Source organism: Paenibacillus sp. JT31N17 (assembly GCF_056269255.1).
The window spans coordinates 779,096-796,963 of the sequence record NZ_JBWDNP010000003.1 but is presented as its reverse complement, the minus strand read 5'-3'; the positions used below and the strand labels follow the sequence as shown (position 1 = coordinate 796,963).

Sequence of the window (17,868 nt, the reverse complement as noted above, 5' to 3'; positions counted from 1 at the left end):
CTCCTCAATGTCGTATCTGCTTACCGTAATCCGCTGTCCCAGATCAAGAGCTGAATCGGCGTCGGATTATAGGCATTGCAGGGGTTATTCAACTGCGGACAGTTGCTGATGAGCGCCATTGTTCTGCACAGCGATATCAGTTCCACATAACAGCCGGGCGCCGAGACCCCATCGGCGAATTCCAGCCCCCCGTCAGGCGTTACCGGCACGTTCATGAAGAAATTGATGTTGGGGGCAAGGTCCCTCTTCGAGTAGGAAGCTCCCCCATGCCGGGAAAGCTGCAGCATAAACATGTCGCGGCAGTTATGCATTGGCAGCTTGTCGTGGGCGTAACGGACAGTATTGCTCTGCGCCGAGCAGGACCCGCCCAGTGTATCGTGCCGCCCGCAGGTGTCCGCCACGATGGACAGCAGCTCCTTGCCGGACTCGGAACGCAGGACAGATCCCGTTGTTAGATAGATGTTGCCTTGTCCGGCTATAGTAGCGACAGCGCTGTAGTGGTCCTCCGGGTTATCTGCATCATAGAACAACGTATCTGCAGCCTGGTTGCCCTCCAGATCGACAATCCGCAGCACCTGTCCAGGGAGCAGCTCATGCATCCAGCCCTCACCTGCGGGTATAATTTGACTATAAATGGCATCTTCAGCAAGAAGCGTGCTCTCTGCGCGGTTAAAACCAGTCATAAGATTTCCTCCTCCTTGAATATGGATCTTTAACCTGTTCAAGCCTTATGTGGAAAGAACGTAATAGTCCCAGGTATTCTCGAATGCCCGGCGGTTCTCCGGCCGGAAGTTCAGGCAGTAATCATCGGCTTCAAGCGGACTGGCCGCTCTGATATTAATTTCAACCGGTACGGATGGATAGACGGCGGCAGGATCAAGCGGATGCGGCGTGTTGGACAAGAGCAGCAGGACATCCATCTCGGTGCGGAGCGTGACGCTCGCCCCCGCCGCGCAATGACCGGAGCTGAAGTGCATATCGCCGTTCGCGTCGCAGATTACCTTCGAGAACAGATTCACGACAGGCACAAGATCCCTCGTGCCCAATCCGTTCCTTAGCAGCTCGACTGCAAAATTCTCCTGCCCGCTGCGCAGCCAGTCATTTCGCAGCTCCTGATAGGTGGTGACTCCATATTTCATATCCGTATGCTGGCGTGTGGTGTAACCGCTGATGGGATCATGCCATCCCAGTTCGTCCTCAACCAGACTTGCCATGGCGAGTCCATTGTCGCTCATCAGCACATGTCCTTTGCTTAAATGCGAGGTATGCTGCGCTTTGAGGGTATCGGACATATTGTAGCGCTCGGTCAGGTCTCTGGCGTTGTACAGCAGCATGGATAGATTGGCGCCTCCGCCCAAGGCAGTCAGCTGGATCAGCTTGCCCTTGCCTATCACGGCCGACCACTTTCCCCCGGCAGGCAAGGTCTTGCTCCATTGTTTGTCCATGTGTGATTTCCTCCCATATTCATCCTGTTATCCGGTTGAAAGCCCCGGATTTACAACAAAAAAGCCTGGGAGATCAATCTCCCAGGCTTTTATCCTTCCGTGTTATACAAAAGAGACAGCTGCGCTGACATCCTCTGTACACTATCTCTTGGACCAGACTTGACTAGCAGGCAGCGCCCGATAAATCGGTGAAACCCCTAATCAACGGAACCCTAGACAGTTTATCGTTCTCCATTCCGCATAGGGAGGAGAACCGATATGCAGTTGTTGAGTGCTGATATCCGTATTATAGGAGGTGAAAATCGGTGTGTCAATGTTCATGTTAGGTTTTATTACATAATGTTAAAAAGACCTTTGGCCCAAATCCATAAAAATCCGAAAATCAATAAACATCCGATAAATAGATACGTATCCCTCCGCTTCCAAAACTGGCTCCGGATAAAGGTCGGCTGGCGTGTGCCGATTCCCCGGCTCTCCAGGGCATCCGCCGCATGCTCGCCCAGACGGAACAGGGCAAGCATGAAAGGTATGGCAGTGTCTCTAAGCTGGCCGACAGCTCCAAGGATTGTTACCCGCGGGGCTTTGCCCCGGGCAACGGCGATACGGGAGAATCTCTCCCATTCCTCCAGCAGAATCGGCACGAAACGGAGCAGCAGCGTTATCGTCAGGATCAGGCGCTGCGCCCAGGGCGGAACACGTCCCGCCCAGGCAAATAATTGCTCCAGCGAGCGGCGAAGGCGCAGCGGCGTTATGGCAAGTGGCAGGCCAAGGCCAAGCAGCATGACAAGCCACGGACGCGCCAGCGATTGGAGCGATACCAGAAAGGCATCCGTATTCCACCAGCCGCCGCCTGCCGAGTTCCCCGCACCTGACAATATCGAGATCATGATCATAAAGAATCCGAAGCTTATAATCGGAATGCGCCAGCGGGCCAGAGGAATGTGAAATAAGATAATAGCGGTTAACACCAAGATCAATGACCATCCGGTTCCGGACCAGGATTTCTGCATAAATATGCCGCTGGAGACGAGTATATAGGACAGCCACACCGACCGGGGATCGAATAAGGGGAGCCGCGATTTTGATCTGGCAGCTGCCCCTGCTCTCGCAGCAAATGCAAGCGGCAGCTGTGCTTGATCTGCTTGATCTGCTTGATCTGCTTGATCTGCTTGATCTGCTTGCAGCGGCAGGCTCTCTGCCGGCGACCCACCGCTTTCAGATCTTCCCTGCATCTTCCGGCCGAGAGCCGGAAGTACGTCCGCCAGATCGGCCGGAGACCAAAGCTTGTCAGCCGGCACGCCTCTTTTCCACCATTCATGTGCGATTTCAAGCCATGCAGGGATTGGCATCCCGGCCTGCACCAGCCACTCCGGGTGAACGATTATATCATTCCTGCCGCATAACCTGGGCGAACCGCTGCTGTTCATGATCAGAATATAGTCCGCCAATGCCGCCGCCCAATCGCTTTCATGAGAAATCAGCAGAATTCCCTGGCCTGCGGCAGCCCGCTGCTTCAGCTGCTCTGCCAGCAGCTCATGTCCGGCGGCATCCAGACCGGCTGTCGGTTCATCCAGCAGCAGCCATCTGGCGGGAACGGCGAACAGGCAAGCGAGCGCCGTCCGTCTGCGCTCCCCGCCGCTCATGGCATACGGGTCCTTCTCCAGCCATGTATGATCCCAGCCGACCGCATGCAGGGCTGCAGCTATACGGCGGCGCTCATCCTGCTCAGACAGGTTATAGGGTTTGAGTACATAACGCAGCTCGCTCGCGACGGAACGGGCAAATAACTGCTCCTCCGGCGATTGCGATGCATATCCGTATGCAAGAAGCGCGGCTGGATTCCGGCGCCGTCTGCTCTTTCTGCCCCTAAGCCACATCCTTTCGTCTCCATAGGAAATATTCCATTCTTCCGTGTATCTCAAGCCTGCAGCCATCTCCAGCAGCCGGGTCTTCCCTGCGCCATTTGGTCCCATTACCAGCGTTATTGTTCCTTGGTTTAATTCCAGCCCTGTTCCCGGAGAACGCTGCGGATTCAACCCGTCATTGTCTCCGGTTAATCTAATCCCGTCTATTGTTAAAGGCAGCAGCCGTTCGCTCATGGACGCTTCAATACCTCCCGCCATTCTTCCGCCGTAACCGGAAGAGGTGAATGGGGATCCAGCTTGCCGAGCCGGTTCATCTCAATGGCCAGCGAAGCCAGGTACGGCAAGCGCAGCCCGCACTGCTCGCAGGGTGTTTGACCCTTGCCGCCAAGGCCGTCGCCAAGCAGGAACTGCCGACCTGTTCCGTCATAGACGATTTTGCCTCCGGCCAAGGCGACCACGCGCGAGTAAGGATCCAGTTCATTCAGCCGTTGGGTAACCCAGACAACCGCCGTTCCGCTGCGGCGTAGACGGTCGGCAACCTGCTGCACGCGTCCACGGGAGGCATCGTCCAGCATCGAAGTCGCTTCATCGAACACCAGCAGCGGTGTTTCCGCCGCGCCCGAAGCCGCGACCGCCGCAAGCTGGCGCTGTCCTCCCGACAGCTGATCCCATGGCCAATCCGCAACTGGCAGCAGCCCCGTCCAGGACAGAATATGTTCAGACCTGTCCGGAATTTCATCAGCCGGTACGCCCCGCCACTCCAGGGCAAAGCTGACCTCCTCCCTCGGATTCTCGCCGAACAGCTGCGCATCGGGATGCTGCATCACATAAGGCGACGGCCCGAAGCCGGCGAATCCGCGGTCCATCTCTCCATAGACGCCTTCCATCGTGAGTCCTGCCAGCAGACGGGCAAGTGTCGTCTTGCCGCTGCCGTTCACGCCGACCAGATTCAACCACTCGCCGGACGCCAGGAGCAGGTCGATTTGTTCCAGTCTTGCCGTGCTTCCCTCAGCCTCCGGATCTCCCGGGACCTTAATGCCTGAGAGCTTAAAATATCTATTCTTTAATTGCTCATTCACAAAATTCACTCTTCCCAAGTTGATGATCCCATGATAAAATGCGAATTGTTAACCTCGAATAAATAAAAGGTTAACATATGAAAGGGGATTAAACAATGTCCACATCGAATCCAATCTCACCTGCTACAGCATCCCAACCCGGCACGATCTACCGGATACGCGGGATCGTATTCACCGCGCTGTTCGCCGCATTATTCATTGCCTTCAGCTTTATTCAAATTCCGCTCTGGTACACGGCGGTCCCCATCACGCTTCAGACACTTGCCGTTATGCTGGCTGGCGGGCTGCTCGGAGCCGTGTACGGATTCTGGAGTATCGCTCTTGTCGTGCTCCTGACTGCCACCGGACTGCCGCTGCTTCATGGCAGCGGGGGCATGTCCGTGCTTCTGGGTGCCACTGGCGGTTTTATCTGGATGTTTCCATTTGCCGCTCTGCTGATCGGCTGGGTCAGCGATCTTGTGTTCCGCAGCGGCAATAAGTTAACCACCGTAAAATGGATCGCTCTTATAATCAGCATTATCGTCTTTGGCGTTCTGTTTGTCTATGCGTCGGGTGTTTTATGGTATGCGCATTTTGCCCATGTCTCCCTCGCCAAAGCCTTGGCGGCATGCTGTTACCCGTTCCTGACAGGCGATACGATCAAAACCGTCATCGCGGTCATCCTGATTCCGATCCTGCGGCCACTTCTTCCCAGGCTGCGCGCGGCCCGGCGTTAATAAGGAACAAGTAGAAACGCCCAATGCCCGTCCTCTCGCGGCCGAAGCAGGCTTCTTCCCACATAAATGCAATTTATGGTTAAGCTGAATTTCAATACTTACTTAATTTTTTAAGAAGAAACGGCTTCGTCGCCCTTTTGCGGCAGAGTCAATTTCTTCGCTCAAACCTTATGAAATGGATAAAAATGAAATCTTAAATTTTATAAGATCAAAAAATAAACCCGGCCGCAAGGGATTTCCCTGAGGACCGGGTTCAACTTGTTGACCAAAAAGATTAAACACTCAGCTTCCACATGGCGGTATCTGCTCCGTCTATTTGTTGATTGATTAACAAACGCAGCGTATTTGAGAATTCCTCCGCATTAAAGGCCGATCTGTCCATCGACGATACCATTATCGCTCCGCTGATAAGCATACGAAGCTGCGCAGACAGCACTTTGGCATCCTTCGCTCCAGCTTCACGGGCGATCGCCTCAATTCCATCCCACAGCTCCTGACGGAAAGCGGCAGCCTTCCTGTTGCCGGGATGATCCTTGTCCGGAAACTCCACAGAGGTGTTCATGAGCGGACATCCCCGGTAAGCTGCATTCTCCGCCTGTACGACCAAACCAAGGGCCAGTTCATACAGCTGTTTGACCGGATTATCCGGGTAATGGCGCTTCGCCTTGTCCATATTGTCCATATTGATTCCGTGGCGATATTCCAGATAAGCGACGACAAGATCGTCCTTCGCCGCAAAATTGCGGTAGAAGCTGGCTTTGGCTACGCCGGATTCCTCTATAATACGGTCAATCCCTACCGCACGCACACCCTCGCTGTAAAATAAGGCGGATGCTGTCCGCAGGATGCGCTCCTTGGCCGATGCTTTTTTTTCCATGCATTTACATCTCCATTCCCCGTGCCCCAGAGACGCCTGCGGCAAATTTAAATATTGACACGGTACAGATCTGTCTGTATCATTCAATTTACGAAGTGAGACAGAACTGTCTCTTTCATTTTATAAATAAACCCGTCTGCTGTCAACCTGGGTCATGATTCGGCCCTCGTCAAGCAAGGATACGGGTATAAAGGAGCAGATCCCATGTCAACATTAGTAAAAACAGCCGCACAAGCTCACCCTGCCCCGGCGAAAGAAATGCGTCCGCGGCCCCGTATTATGCTGAGCGTGATGCTGTTGTCCGTATTTATGGCTGTCGCCAATATTTTTGTTGTCAATGTGGCTACGCCTGCCATTCAAAACGGACTTCATTCCAGCTTTTCCGGCGTGCAGTTCGTCATAACCGGCTATACGCTGGCTTATGCTATCGCCCTGATTATTGGCGGAAGACTTGGTGACCGCTATGGACGGAAACGGATGCTAATGATTGGAGTTGCGGGGTTTACGCTCGCATCGCTGCTGTGCGGTGTCGCTTCCGGTGTCAATATGCTTATACTGGCCCGTATCATTCAGGGTCTGAGCGCCGCATTGATTTCGCCGCAGGTGCTGTCTCTGATCCAGGTCAATTATCCGGCCGAGAAACGCGCTTCCGTCTTCGGGCTGTACGGCGCCTCGCAGGGAATAGCGGCGTCAAGCGGTCAATTAATCGGCGGACTTCTGCTGTACTGGAACCCGTGGGACCTGGACTGGCGTATGGTATTCTTCTTCAGCGTTCCGCTTGGTCTGATCATCCTGTCCATGATTCCCTTCATTCAGGAATCGAGGGAACCGGTCAAGACCAGGCTTGATCTCTCCGGTGCCGTGCTTGTCGCAGCCGGCTTGCTGATGCTCGTTTACCCTCTCGTGCAAGGACAAAAAGAAGGCTGGCCAGCCCTGCTGATCATCAGCCTTATTATGTCTGTACCCGTACTTGCCGTATTCGCCTGGTTCGAGAAAAGGCTGCTGAAACGCGGACGGATGCCTTTCATGAATGTACAGCTGTTCCGTCATAAAATGTTTACAGTCGGCATGCTGATTGTCTTTATTCTGCTGTGCTCGCAGGCTGCATTTTTCCTGGTCACCGCTTATCTCCTGCAGGTAGGACTCGGTTTCAGTGCATTGAAAGCGGGATCCGTTATTCTGCCGATGGGACTCGGGTATTTTGCCGCATCCCTTATGTCTTCCAGAATTTCGGCCAGAATCGGCCCTCATGTGCTGACCATCGGCTCTGCTTTGACAGTTCTCGGCTTCCTGACCCTTGCATTGTCCGTCCATGCAACCGGAATTGGCTTCAACGGCTATGAATGGATACCTGCGCTAGCCGTGCTTGGTATCGGACAGGGGTTCGTCGCAGCTCCGATTACGAATATCGTGCTCTCCAAAATACGTCCTGGCGATATTGGCTCCGCCTCCGGGATTCTGACGACCGGCATGCAGGTCGCCTTCGCAATCGGCATCGGCCTGATCGGCATCGTGTGGTTGAACGCGCTGGGCAGCCCGGCAGCGAACGACGGTCCGCAGATATTCGCGCAATCGTATGCCGACGCCTATCTGCTATGTCTTTATTTGCTGGCTGGACTCACCGCTATCCTGCTCCCGCTTGTCCTTGTTCTGGCCAACCGGAGGAAATCTCCGGCGGATGGATCTGCGGCGGATTAAACTTTTCAGCAAGAAGAAACGCCCGCAGCCACCCTTCGTCGTGAAGGGGGGTCGCGGGCGTTCTTTTTATAATCCGTCGCGATTCTTTTACTTGTTCACGATTTTATTAAAGGACTGCACGGTCAGCACATAATAGATCAGATAAATAACAACATAAACAGCCATGGAAGTCATAATGGGCGTGGTCAGGCTGCCGTTGATGAGATTAATGCTGGACAAGGCTTTCAGAATCATGGAGCTGTGCAATATGCCTATGGCAAGCGGAAGCGCGAATACGAAAAAGGTTTGCTTCGCGACAGAGATCCGGATGTCTTTTCGGCTGACGCCGATTTTCCTCAAAATATCATAACGCCCCTGATCCGACCGGGCTTCGGTCAGCTGCTTGAAATAAATGATGCTGCCGGTTGCCGCCAGAAACACCAGACCCAAAAATCCAAGGACAAATATATTCAAGGCGGCATCTTCGAGTCCATCCCGGTATACCGCATAATAGGAGGACATCTGATTCTCTTCCGTCGCAAGCCTGGCTAATTGTTCGGAAGAAGCTTTCGCTGTCTGTTGATCCTCGACCTGATACACATGATAGACATCCGGGGGCACTTGCCCTGCTATTTCGTCAAACAACCGGTCGCTGACGACAATGGTCACATCAGGAAAAGTCCAGCGAAGCACATTGCTTTCAAGGAATTGTACGAAAGAGACATCCTTATCCCCCTGAGGGGCTTTAATCGTGATGGACCGGCCCGCATAATCGGAAGAGGTCAAATCCGTCGCATACCTTGGACGGATAGCAGCTGCCTGATTATCCGTCAGCTGAGCCCGTCCCTTCCGGCCGATCGCCGCGGAAACCTCATTGTATTTGCTTGCCGCAATCAATTTCAAAGGCGTGTCATCGGGCGGGAAATTCGATGGATTATAAGCCAGCGCTGCTGTATTCGCCTTTAGCCTTATAACCGGAATGGCAAAATTCTTCCTGACCGGATGCTCCGTATCCGCCGCCAGAATTTGCTCTACCTGCTTATCCAACGCGCCTCCATCCGAGATATAGCTGTAGCTGAAGGGAGCGGCGTCATCCGCATTGTTCTCATTGCTGTAGTACATGCTGTAGCCTACGCCGACCGCGCTCAAGGTGACCGCGCTGAGCAGGGCAATCATGGTCAGCGTACGCGTATTTCCCTTAATCCGGAACAGCAGCTGAGAGGTGGCGATAACGTTCATCCCGCGATAGTAACGCGACTTGTTGCTTCGCGATGCACGGAGCAGCCAGACGATGGCCGAGTGGAACAGGAAATAGGTTCCGGCAATAAGCGCCACAATGAACAACAACATATTCCTTCCCATTTGTTCACTGGTCGTCATCGGCTGGAAAACAAGCCAGTAGCTGAAGGCAAGCAGCAGAACGGCTAGAGACGCCACCATTACCGAGGCTTTGGGCGCTTGATCGCCTTCTTTTTCGGCCTGAAATAATTCAATCAGCCTGAAGCGGTATATCAGGCGATAAGCCTGAACCGATGTGAACAGAATCAGCACCGCAAATACGATGACCGTATTCAAAATCGCCTGCAGGGAGATACTGAAGCTTACATTGATCGCTGAATCCAGCAACTTCAGGAAAATCATCGTAAACAATTTGGACAATAATGTCCCGAACACGACGCCAATCGCCACACCGACTGCTCCCATGATGAGGTTCTCGTAAAACAGCATTTTGCCGATTGTCCGTTTCCTCATCCCAAGGAGCGAATACAGCCCTACCTCCTTTTTTCTTTTCTTCGTGAAGAAGGAGTTCGAATACCAGATAAATACAGCTACGAACAGAATCAATACAATGGATGCCCCCATAAATACCGAGCTCATGACCTGCGACGACTGCATCGTTGTCTGGATTTCTTCGGAATATTGCAGGGAAACGAAGGTGTAATAAATTACAACGCTGAAGATCATGGATACAAAATAGAGCAAATAGCTTTTAAAATTCCCGGTGACATTTTTCTTCGCGATATCAAACAACGTCACTTACGCCACCCCCGAGCACGGACAGCACATCGAGCACTTTATTGAAAAATTCCTTGCGGGTGGTGGCCTGCCCCTTCACCAGCTCCGTGAACATACGGCCGTCCTTGATGAACAGCACCCGCTTGCAGTAGCTTGCGGCAAAAGCGTCATGCGTGACCATCAGAATGGTCGACTGCGCCTGCTCATTCAAATCTCTGAGACTCTCCAGCAAATCGGTGGCCGATTTGGAATCGAGCGAGCCTGTCGGCTCATCCGCCAGAACCAGGCTCGGACTTGCCACGATCGCGCGTGATGCCGCCGTGCGCTGCTTCTGACCGCCGGATATATGATAAGGGTATTTGTCCAGCAGCTGCCTGATGCCGAACTTATCGGCGATCTCGTCCACTCTCCGCTCCAATTCCTTTACATTCATTTTGGCCAGCGCGAGCGGCAGCAGAATATTTTCTTTGACCGTCAGCGTATCGAGCAAATTAAAGTCCTGGAAGATAAAACCCAGTTTTTCCCTTCGAAAAACCGACAGCTGCTCCTCATTCATCTTCAGAATGCTGGTTCCATCAATGACAATGTCCCCTGAAGTCGGCTGATCGATGGTGGCCAGCATGTTGAGCAGCGTCGATTTCCCCGAGCCCGACGGACCCATAATCCCGACGAATTCCCCTTCCTGTACTGTAAGATCAATGCCGTCCAATGCCGTAAACACATTTCCTTTGGTTCCGTATATTTTTTTGATTTGCTTCGCTTCCACGATGGTTCTGCTCATCTGCGGCGCCTCCATTGCTATCATTTGTCGTGCTTATGGATTTATTCTACAAGATTCAAACCGCATGCGGACTTACAACATCCCCGCTTAACCTTACAAAACTGTCACATGGATTGCTTTCAAATCCGGTAAAATGGTATGTTTCATCATACAGCAGGCTTTATCCAGGGAGGTGCAGGCGTGAAAATAATGATCGTGGAGGATGACCGCGTAATTGGCGATCTGGTAGCGGAGACGCTGATCAAATGGGGCTTCGAGGTTGCCCTGGCCGATGACTTCGATCATATTCTGCAGCTGTTTGTCAAAGAAAATCCGCAGCTTGTCCTGATGGACATTAATTTGCCGGCGTTCGACGGCTTCTACTGGTGCAGTCAAATCAGGGAAATCTCGAAGGTTCCGATCCTGTTTATTTCCTCCCGGAACACGCCGATTGATATGGTTATGGCGATGAATATGGGCGGAGACGACTTTATCCAGAAGCCCTTCTTTACCGAGGTGCTGATCGCCAAAATCAATGCCCTGCTGCGCAGAACCTACTCCTATACCGAAAATGCCCTGAACGTGCTGGAGCATGACGGCATTGTCCTGCATCTGGGCGACGGAACGATCGCGGCCGGGGGACAGCGGGTGGAGCTGACCAAGACCGAACTTACCATTCTGAAGCTGCTGATGCAGCAGAAAGGTACAGTCGTTCACCGCAAAAAAATCATGCGCAGTTTATGGGAAGATGAAAGCTTCGTGGACGATAATACGCTTACGGTCAATATCACCCGGGTTCGCAAAAAACTTGCGGAGCTAGGCAAGGATTCCTTCATTGCCACCCGGAAAGGAGAGGGATATATCATCTCATGAGCTTTCTCGCCTATATGCAGGACAAGCGTTATTTTCTTGGCTTCTATGTAATCATCATGCTGTTTGTCAGCTCCCTTATGCTTGTGAGCGTCGGAGAACGTCAGCCTATCTATCATAATATCATGTATGCCAATGCGGGATGCTTCTTCTTCATGGCGCTGTACATCGTGATCGGCTACTTTTACCGCAGAGCCTTCTTCCTGGAGCTGAAAGCGCTGACCGGGAATGATTCGGAGCAGGCGATTGCAACCCTCTCCGAATCCCAAAATCATCAGCAGGCGCTTTACCTTGAGCTTGTAAAGACGCTTTATGAGGCCCATTCCCGGCAGCTGCAGCGCTCGGTCGACGAGCAGCGGGATCATCAGGATTTTATTATGTCCTGGATTCATGAAGTCAAGCTGCCGATTGCGGCAAGCCGCCTGCTGATGGATAACAGTTCAGGCAAATCGGTCGATTATCTGGTTGACAAGCTGGAGGATGAACTGGCTGAAATCGACAATTATGTGGAGCAGGCGCTTTATTACTCCCGGATCGATTCCTTCTCCAGGGATTATTTCATCACAGAGGTTCAGCTGGGTCAAAGGGTTAAAGAAAGCGTGAAAAAATATGCCAAGCTGTTCATCAACAAGGACATCGGCCTGCAATTGAACGATGTGCAGCAGTTTGTACAAAGCGACAGCAAATGGCTTGTTTTTATCATCGACCAGATCACCTCCAATGCCCTGAAATATACGCCGGGGGGCGGCAGCATTGTCTTCGGCTTCGAGGAGGACGGCAAAGAGAAACGGCTGTTGATCAAGGATACGGGAATCGGCATCAAAACGGAGGATATCCACCGCGTGTTTGAGAAGGGCTTTACGGGAGCAAACGGAAGAAGCCATGCCAAATCGACGGGAATGGGACTGTATCTTGCCAGGCAGATGGCTCTCAAGCTGGGACATGATCTATCCATCCAATCGGAAGAAGGCATATCGACAACTGTGACCATTCATTTTCCCAAATTGAGCCATTATTATCGGATGCAATAAGAAGAAGCCTGCGGCTGTCGCAGGCTTCTGATCGTTAATATACAGGCTCGCCGCCAAATGACGGTTATAGCTTCTTCATGTGCGGATTTATTTGTAGAATGCAAAAGACTCGAAGTTAATCTCATGGATCACAAGCCGCGGATCCATCTGCAGAACGAACAGCAGCACCTCCGCCACATCTTCGGCTGTCATGAATTTCTCCCTCGGGACCTGGCGCGTTCCCCAGAAGCCGGTATCCGTCGCTCCCGGATTCAGGGTCGTGACGCGAATATTCCGCTCGATCATCTGCAGGGAGAGCCCTTGCGAGAACATATTGACCGCTGCCTTGGCCGTGCAGTACAGGGGAGCATTGGCATTCGCGCGTTTGGCCGCCATTGATCCGACATTGACGATCAATCCCCCCGCTTCCTGATCCACGCAGGGAATAAAATGCTTCGAGCAAAGAAAGGTACCTCTCAAATTGACATCCATCGACTGTTCATACTGCTGGATCGTCATCTCCGAGATGGCTGAGGGTATACTGAGACCGGCCAAATTGAGCAGGGCATCGCATTGTCCGAACGCCGCGGCCGCATGCCCGAAGAATGCCTCTACCTCCTGCTCGTTTGTCACATCCACTTTCTTGTACGCCGCTTGGGCGCCGCTGCTTATCAGTTCTTCGGCCAGAGTCTGCAAAGCCGGCTCGTTCCGCGAACCGAGCACTACCCTTGCTCCCTGCGCGGCAAGTGCTCTTGCGGCCGCCTGCCCCATCCCGCCGGCAGCGCCTATGATTACGATCACTTTATCCTTCAACCGCTCATCCTGCACGTCAAATGTCTCCTTTCTCTAATCATGCCAGTCCTAAAATTCGATCAATATTTTTCCGGGAACTGTCCCTTCCTTCATCGTCTGGATAGACTGCGCGAGCTCCTCCAGGGAATGAACACCGCTGATAAGCTTCTCCAAATCATAGTGACCCGCCGCCTCCATACTCTCCAGAAGTCTCACGGCTTTCTGAAAATGGGAGTAGGTATACACGCGGCTGCCCACCATGGTCAATTCCTTGAAAATCCCCTGCATCACGTTAAACTGCGGAATGCCTCCGGGAAAACCGACAAAAACAACTGTCCCTCTGATTCTGCAGGCTTGCGTCGCCAACAGGAGGCCTGCCTGGGAGCCCGAAACCTCGATGACAACGTCGAACCCTTCTCCCTCTGTCAGCAGAGCAGCCTCTGCGGCGGCATCATTCTCGATCGGGTTAATGATGTCCGTAAAGCCAAAGGACCTCACCTGATCAATCCGGATCGGGTTGATCTCCGAGAACGCGACCTGTGCGGCTCCGCCTTCACGGGCAACAAGTCCCACGATCAGTCCGATCGGCCCTGCGCCGATCACCAATACACGGTCGCCGTTCTTGACCCCTGCCCGCTGGTTGACATGAAAGCCTACCGCAAAGGGCTCGGCCATCGCTGCGATCCGGTCAGACAATCTGTCGTTCACCTTGATGACCTTGCCTGCCGGCGCTCTCAAATACTCGGCGAACCCGCCGCCAGTATGAATGCCAAGCAGCTTGAGATTTTGACATACATGCCAGTTCCCTTCTCTGCACGCACCGCAGCTGCTGCAGCTGATTAAGGGCTCAACGACAACGCGGTCTCCTATCTTAAGGCTAACGGAACTTTTTGTGTTGATCCGCTCAATCGTGCCGACGAATTCATGTCCCAGGATAACCGGAGTTTTCGCCGTAGGATGGTGACCGCCATAAATATGAAGATCCGTGCCGCAAATCCCCGCATACCTCACCTTGATCAGACATTCCTCTTCCCCGATTTCGGGAACCGGAACATCCTGAATCTCAATATTTTCCCACGCTGTCAATACGGCCGCTTTCATCAAATTCCTCCCTTCATGAATATGCACATTCCTTAAAAGTAGCCGCCTTTTTTGATCACTTCAGAGGGGGTCAATCCTTCGAGAACCATCTGCTTGATCGCTTTCTCATTCTCTTTAATATATTCCGATTTGAGCAGCACATCATAAGCGATATCCCTTGGAATCACGATTACGCCGTCGATATCGCCGAAGATAATATCCCCCGGATAGATGAATACCTGGCCGATCATGACGGGAATTTGCCAATCGATCATCCGGAAGCGGCCGAGCATGCCGTTGGAGGTGCGGTACCTGCAGAAGACGGGAAAATCCAGCTCCAGTACCTTGTTCGTATCGCGGACGCCCCCGTCAATGACAGCCCCCCTGCAGCCCCGCTTCTGCGAAGCCATCGTCATCACCTCGCCCCACTGCGCAGACTCGTCATCCCCGCTCGTATCCCAGACGACAACGGAATTATCTCCGATTTCCTCCAGCATCTTGGCGCGCTGCTCCATCTCGCTTTCAATCGTCAGATTCTTCGAACCCTTAACCGTAAAGGCGACGGCGCATACTTTCATTTCCGGCTTCAAGGGCGCAATATTGCTGGGCAGCACCTGATGCAGCAGCCCATGCTCTCTTAATACATCGTTCACGGCCGCCGTAAACACCTCCTGGAAGCGATTGCACAGTTCTTTCTCCGGTATGGGAAGGGCACTTGGCTCCCTCCTGCCGCGTTTGGCTTTCAGATCGTCCAGATTCATATGATTTCCTCCTGTTTAGAGATAGACAATAATCCTGCCGCATAATTATAATGAATACCATGATCCCATTGGGCTGGAGCGATGCGTATATGTCTGGTATCCATGTACAAGATGATTTAGATTTCAACATACGGTTCATCGAGCACATCAATGAGAAAGAGCCTGATCCGCAGTGGCGCATTGATCAGATTGTTTATCACAATACCTACGTCATCGCATTTTGCTCCTCCGGCGAGGCCGTCTATCGTTATTTGAACCGTGAAGTTCCGGTTAAGGAAGGCGATCTGCTCTTCTTCCCCAAGGGATTGGTCCGCTCCGCAAGATCCAACCCGGACAATCCGTGGTCGTTCTATACGGTTTCCTTCGACATTGAATTTCTGAATGACAGCACAAGGGATTTCTTCAAGGGGTTCAAAAATGTCATCCGCAGCCCCCATCCCTTCAAGCTGCAGTCCCTGTTCGCCGAACTCAGCATGGTCTGGAGCGGCAGGCGAAGCGGATTCACGATCAAATGCAAGAGCATCATGATGGATATCCTGTACCAGATCATCAAGGAACAGGATCGGGCCGAGCATGGCGGCGCCCACTACTACGCGATTGAGAAAATCGCCAACCTCATCCTGTCCAGCTACAGGGACCACTTCTCGATAGACGAGCTGGCTGCGCTAAGCGGGTTAAGCTCCTCTCATTTCCGGCTGCTGTTCAAGAAAATAATCGGGATGACAGCCGTACAATACCAGAATCAGATTCGTATTTATAAAGCCAAGGATCTGCTGCTGAGCGGCGACTGCAATGTATCGGAAGCAGCAAGATCCGTCGGTTTTGAAGACATCTATTATTTCAGCAGGCTGTTCAAAAAGCTGACGGGCGCGTCCCCTTCCTACTACTTGAAGGACTAGCCTGTTGCCTCAATAGAAGTTCAATGGCTGGAATAGCAGATGGTCCGGACATTGCCATCCGGATGGCTTCTGACGACAAGCTCATCATTCTCCCCAAGCTCCAGCGAATAGCCGGTTAAACCGGCGGGCGGCTCCACATAGAACTGCCGGTCCGTCAGCGGAAGGATATGCCACTCTTTCACTGCCTCCGTATCGTCTCTGGCAGCGGCATATACATGGATGTGCTCCGACTGGCAGGAATCGCTTGCAAAGCGAAACGTGGATGCGTTCATTTCCACCGGCCCGCTGTAGGGCATATCTCCTATCCAAAGGCTGCTCCGGCTGGCTTCTCCTCCGGATGTGGCGCTAACCTGAAAGAACTTCATTCCCGCTGCGTTCCGCCTCAGAACAAGCTTCGTTTCGGCCGCCGCCTTGACCTTCATCCGGTTGTCGTCATCGTTAAGCATGAATGTGCTGGCGACCCTGACCGGCCTCTCCGCCTTCAAGCGGTCTATAATAAACAGGGTATGTGACATCGCAGTAATCCAGATCCGCTCCGCTTTAATGATCGGATACCCGTACAGCTCCGCCGCGTCCGAACGGATCACCTCAATACCGTCCCGCTCTGTGACCATACGCGCCGGTTTATGCGGCAATGCAGCTCCTTCCTTCTTCCATGCTTCCTCCACGGGCAGCTGCCTGATTCCATCCTCATCTGCCGCTTCAAAGCTCCATGTACCGGTATTCAACTCATGCTCATCTTTGAAAAAACGCTCCTGCAGATGTGGCAGCATCCTCTCATCCCTCCTGAGTGCAGCTTCTTGCATTCCTGGCACATGACGTTACACTTCAGATTTGTGGGGCAAATCGTACAGACCGTTCCGGTAAGCCTCCACCATCGCAAACATCAGAGGGGCGAAGCTGTGATGCTCGTCGCGGTGGGGAAGCATCAGCGTCACATAGGATTTGACCGTGCCTTTCTCGTCGCCTTCACCGGGACACAGGCAGCCCGGGCAGCTTCGCTCCGTTGAGAAGTCAGCATTAATGCTGATCTGATTCAAGCCCTCGACTCCCTTGCGGAATGCGGGCGAATAGATATCCCTGTCCAACAGTCCGCATCGCATGCCCACACCAATACCATAAAGGAACAACCCGGTGCCTGACGTTTCTTCATACGAATATTCGAAAGGAATTTCCTGTCTCCACAGTCCTCTCTCCGATTGATGAGGAAGGAGGGCAGCCGCCAAATCCCTGAAATATTTCTCCGCCTTCGGCCTGTGGCGGGAATGCTGCGGCAGATGCTGTACAAGCTCCGCAAGAGGCAGAAACCCCCAGCCATTGCCTCTTCCCCAATGATCCTGCGAGTATTTGCCGGGTCCTGCGAAGTTCTTGCTCTGATGGAGCAGGCCATTCTCGGGGTCACGAAACTCCTCATACATGAGAAAGCTTTGATTGGCCGCCTCATCGATCAATCGCTCTTCGCCAAGCGCCAAGCCTGCGAACAGCAAATACGGCGTTACCGCCATCGCAACGTCAATCCAGATCAATTCTCGCTCGGGTTCATAAGGGTTTGACATGATGCCGCTGCGGTCCCTGGCTGCCGTCATCATTTCCTCCGCATACTGCCTGACCTGATCCTCCGCTTCGGGCATATAGCCCTTCATTAACGCATAAGCCTTTGGAATTCCCCCGATCCGGTAGCTGGGAAAATTATAGCCCGGATGTTCAATCCGGTCAGGAAAGCGGGACAGGATCGTTTTGCATTTTTCCAGTAAAACGGGATCCTGCTTTTCTTCAGCGGTCAACAGCAGTGCATAGATGGCCAATAACCCGTAATAGTGTTTGACCTCTTCGACATGCTCATAGTGTTCATACAGCTTTTGTGAAATATAAAGCGGATTCACGAATCATTAGCCTCCTTGGCAGTGCGGACTGAATTACAACCCCATTCTATAATTTCAGGGCGCAGGGGAACATGAAGGAAACAACTAATTTTTGTCTCATTCGCTGAACAGCCGAAAAGAAAAGGAGCCCGCGAGGGG

General features: G+C 52.7%; 17 protein-coding genes and 1 riboswitch. Of the genes, 5 read left to right on the top strand and 12 right to left on the bottom strand.

The genetic code is table 11. The features are described 5' to 3' along the window. Positions 1 to 20 precede the first annotated feature (20 nt). From AC0YOB_RS15530 to AC0YOB_RS15515, 4 genes are all read right to left on the bottom strand, one after another. Positions 21 to 683 carry an urea amidolyase associated protein UAAP2 gene (locus tag AC0YOB_RS15530; protein ID WP_475793538.1) on the bottom strand — a complete coding sequence of 221 codons (663 nt, stop codon included), beginning with the start codon at positions 681 to 683 and terminating at the stop codon, positions 21 to 23. Between the two features lie 45 nt (positions 684 to 728). Next, positions 729 to 1,445, bottom strand: a complete 717-nt coding sequence (locus tag AC0YOB_RS15525; RefSeq protein WP_475793537.1) for an urea amidolyase associated protein UAAP1 — start codon at positions 1,443 to 1,445, stop codon at positions 729 to 731. A 76-nt stretch (positions 1,446 to 1,521) separates the two neighbouring features. Next, positions 1,522 to 1,672: riboswitch (guanidine-I (ykkC/yxkD leader) on the bottom strand. Between the two features lie 105 nt (positions 1,673 to 1,777). Next, positions 1,778 to 3,544 (bottom strand): ATP-binding cassette domain-containing protein, encoded by a 1,767-nt coding sequence (locus AC0YOB_RS15520; RefSeq protein ID WP_475793536.1) that lies wholly within the window; start codon positions 3,542 to 3,544, stop codon positions 1,778 to 1,780. Then, positions 3,541 to 4,389, bottom strand: a complete 849-nt coding sequence (locus tag AC0YOB_RS15515; RefSeq protein ID WP_475793535.1) for an energy-coupling factor ABC transporter ATP-binding protein — start codon at positions 4,387 to 4,389, stop codon at positions 3,541 to 3,543. The genes AC0YOB_RS15520 and AC0YOB_RS15515 overlap by 4 nt, the downstream gene beginning before the upstream one ends. A gap of 95 nt (positions 4,390 to 4,484) precedes the next feature. Here AC0YOB_RS15515 and AC0YOB_RS15510 point away from each other — a divergent pair, with 95 nt between their 5' ends. Beyond that, positions 4,485 to 5,105 (top strand): biotin transporter BioY, encoded by a 621-nt coding sequence (locus tag AC0YOB_RS15510; protein ID WP_475793534.1) that lies wholly within the window; start codon positions 4,485 to 4,487, stop codon positions 5,103 to 5,105. Positions 5,106 to 5,379: 274 nt separating this feature from the next. Here the strand turns inward: AC0YOB_RS15510 and AC0YOB_RS15505 are convergent, their stop codons facing one another. Beyond that, the gene (locus AC0YOB_RS15505; RefSeq protein WP_475793533.1) at positions 5,380 to 5,982 is read right to left on the bottom strand and encodes a TetR/AcrR family transcriptional regulator; all 603 of its coding nucleotides are present in this window, start codon (positions 5,980 to 5,982) and stop codon (positions 5,380 to 5,382) included. A 204-nt stretch (positions 5,983 to 6,186) separates the two neighbouring features. Between AC0YOB_RS15505 and AC0YOB_RS15500 the strand changes: the two genes are divergently transcribed. Continuing rightward, positions 6,187 to 7,680 (top strand): MFS transporter, encoded by a 1,494-nt coding sequence (locus tag AC0YOB_RS15500; protein WP_475793532.1) that lies wholly within the window; start codon positions 6,187 to 6,189, stop codon positions 7,678 to 7,680. 87 nt (positions 7,681 to 7,767) lie between these two features. Here the strand turns inward: AC0YOB_RS15500 and AC0YOB_RS15495 are convergent, their stop codons facing one another. Then, the gene (locus AC0YOB_RS15495) at positions 7,768 to 9,696 is read right to left on the bottom strand and encodes an ABC transporter permease (RefSeq protein WP_475793531.1); all 1,929 of its coding nucleotides are present in this window, start codon (positions 9,694 to 9,696) and stop codon (positions 7,768 to 7,770) included. Then, complete coding sequence (locus AC0YOB_RS15490) at positions 9,683 to 10,456, bottom strand: ABC transporter ATP-binding protein (protein ID WP_475793530.1); 774 nt, start codon at positions 10,454 to 10,456, stop codon at positions 9,683 to 9,685. The genes AC0YOB_RS15495 and AC0YOB_RS15490 overlap by 14 nt, the downstream gene beginning before the upstream one ends. 180 nt (positions 10,457 to 10,636) lie before the next feature. On the opposite strand from AC0YOB_RS15490, the gene AC0YOB_RS15485 reads away from it, so the two are divergent. Next, entirely contained in the window at positions 10,637 to 11,308 is a 672-nt protein-coding gene (locus AC0YOB_RS15485; protein WP_475789143.1) for a response regulator, read from the top strand. Then, on the top strand, positions 11,305 to 12,336 hold the full coding sequence (locus AC0YOB_RS15480; RefSeq protein WP_475793529.1) for a sensor histidine kinase: 1,032 nt from the start codon (positions 11,305 to 11,307) through the stop codon (positions 12,334 to 12,336). The genes AC0YOB_RS15485 and AC0YOB_RS15480 overlap by 4 nt, the downstream gene beginning before the upstream one ends. A gap of 87 nt (positions 12,337 to 12,423) precedes the next feature. Here the strand turns inward: AC0YOB_RS15480 and AC0YOB_RS15475 are convergent, their stop codons facing one another. Genes AC0YOB_RS15475 through AC0YOB_RS15465 form a run of 3 tightly spaced genes read right to left on the bottom strand, consistent with a single transcriptional unit; the run spans position 12,424 to position 14,948 of the window. Continuing rightward, positions 12,424 to 13,143, bottom strand: a complete 720-nt coding sequence (locus AC0YOB_RS15475; protein ID WP_475793528.1) for an SDR family oxidoreductase — start codon at positions 13,141 to 13,143, stop codon at positions 12,424 to 12,426. A 33-nt stretch (positions 13,144 to 13,176) separates the two neighbouring features. Continuing rightward, complete coding sequence (locus tag AC0YOB_RS15470; protein ID WP_475793527.1) at positions 13,177 to 14,208, bottom strand: zinc-dependent alcohol dehydrogenase; 1,032 nt, start codon at positions 14,206 to 14,208, stop codon at positions 13,177 to 13,179. Between the two features lie 32 nt (positions 14,209 to 14,240). Next, on the bottom strand, positions 14,241 to 14,948 hold the full coding sequence (locus AC0YOB_RS15465) for an RraA family protein (RefSeq protein ID WP_475767406.1): 708 nt from the start codon (positions 14,946 to 14,948) through the stop codon (positions 14,241 to 14,243). 89 nt (positions 14,949 to 15,037) lie between these two features. On the opposite strand from AC0YOB_RS15465, the gene AC0YOB_RS15460 reads away from it, so the two are divergent. Next, positions 15,038 to 15,847: a helix-turn-helix domain-containing protein gene (locus AC0YOB_RS15460; RefSeq protein WP_475793526.1), complete on the top strand. Its 810-nt coding sequence runs from the start codon at positions 15,038 to 15,040 to the stop codon at positions 15,845 to 15,847. Between the two features lie 20 nt (positions 15,848 to 15,867). Here AC0YOB_RS15460 and AC0YOB_RS15455 read toward each other — a convergent pair whose 3' ends face one another. Both AC0YOB_RS15455 and AC0YOB_RS15450 read right to left on the bottom strand, forming a co-directional pair. After that, positions 15,868 to 16,620 carry a hypothetical protein gene (locus AC0YOB_RS15455; protein WP_475793525.1) on the bottom strand — a complete coding sequence of 251 codons (753 nt, stop codon included), beginning with the start codon at positions 16,618 to 16,620 and terminating at the stop codon, positions 15,868 to 15,870. 48 nt (positions 16,621 to 16,668) lie between these two features. Continuing rightward, positions 16,669 to 17,730, bottom strand: a complete 1,062-nt coding sequence (locus tag AC0YOB_RS15450) for a glycoside hydrolase family 88 protein (RefSeq protein WP_475793524.1) — start codon at positions 17,728 to 17,730, stop codon at positions 16,669 to 16,671. Between the last annotated feature and the right edge of the window lie 138 nt (positions 17,731 to 17,868).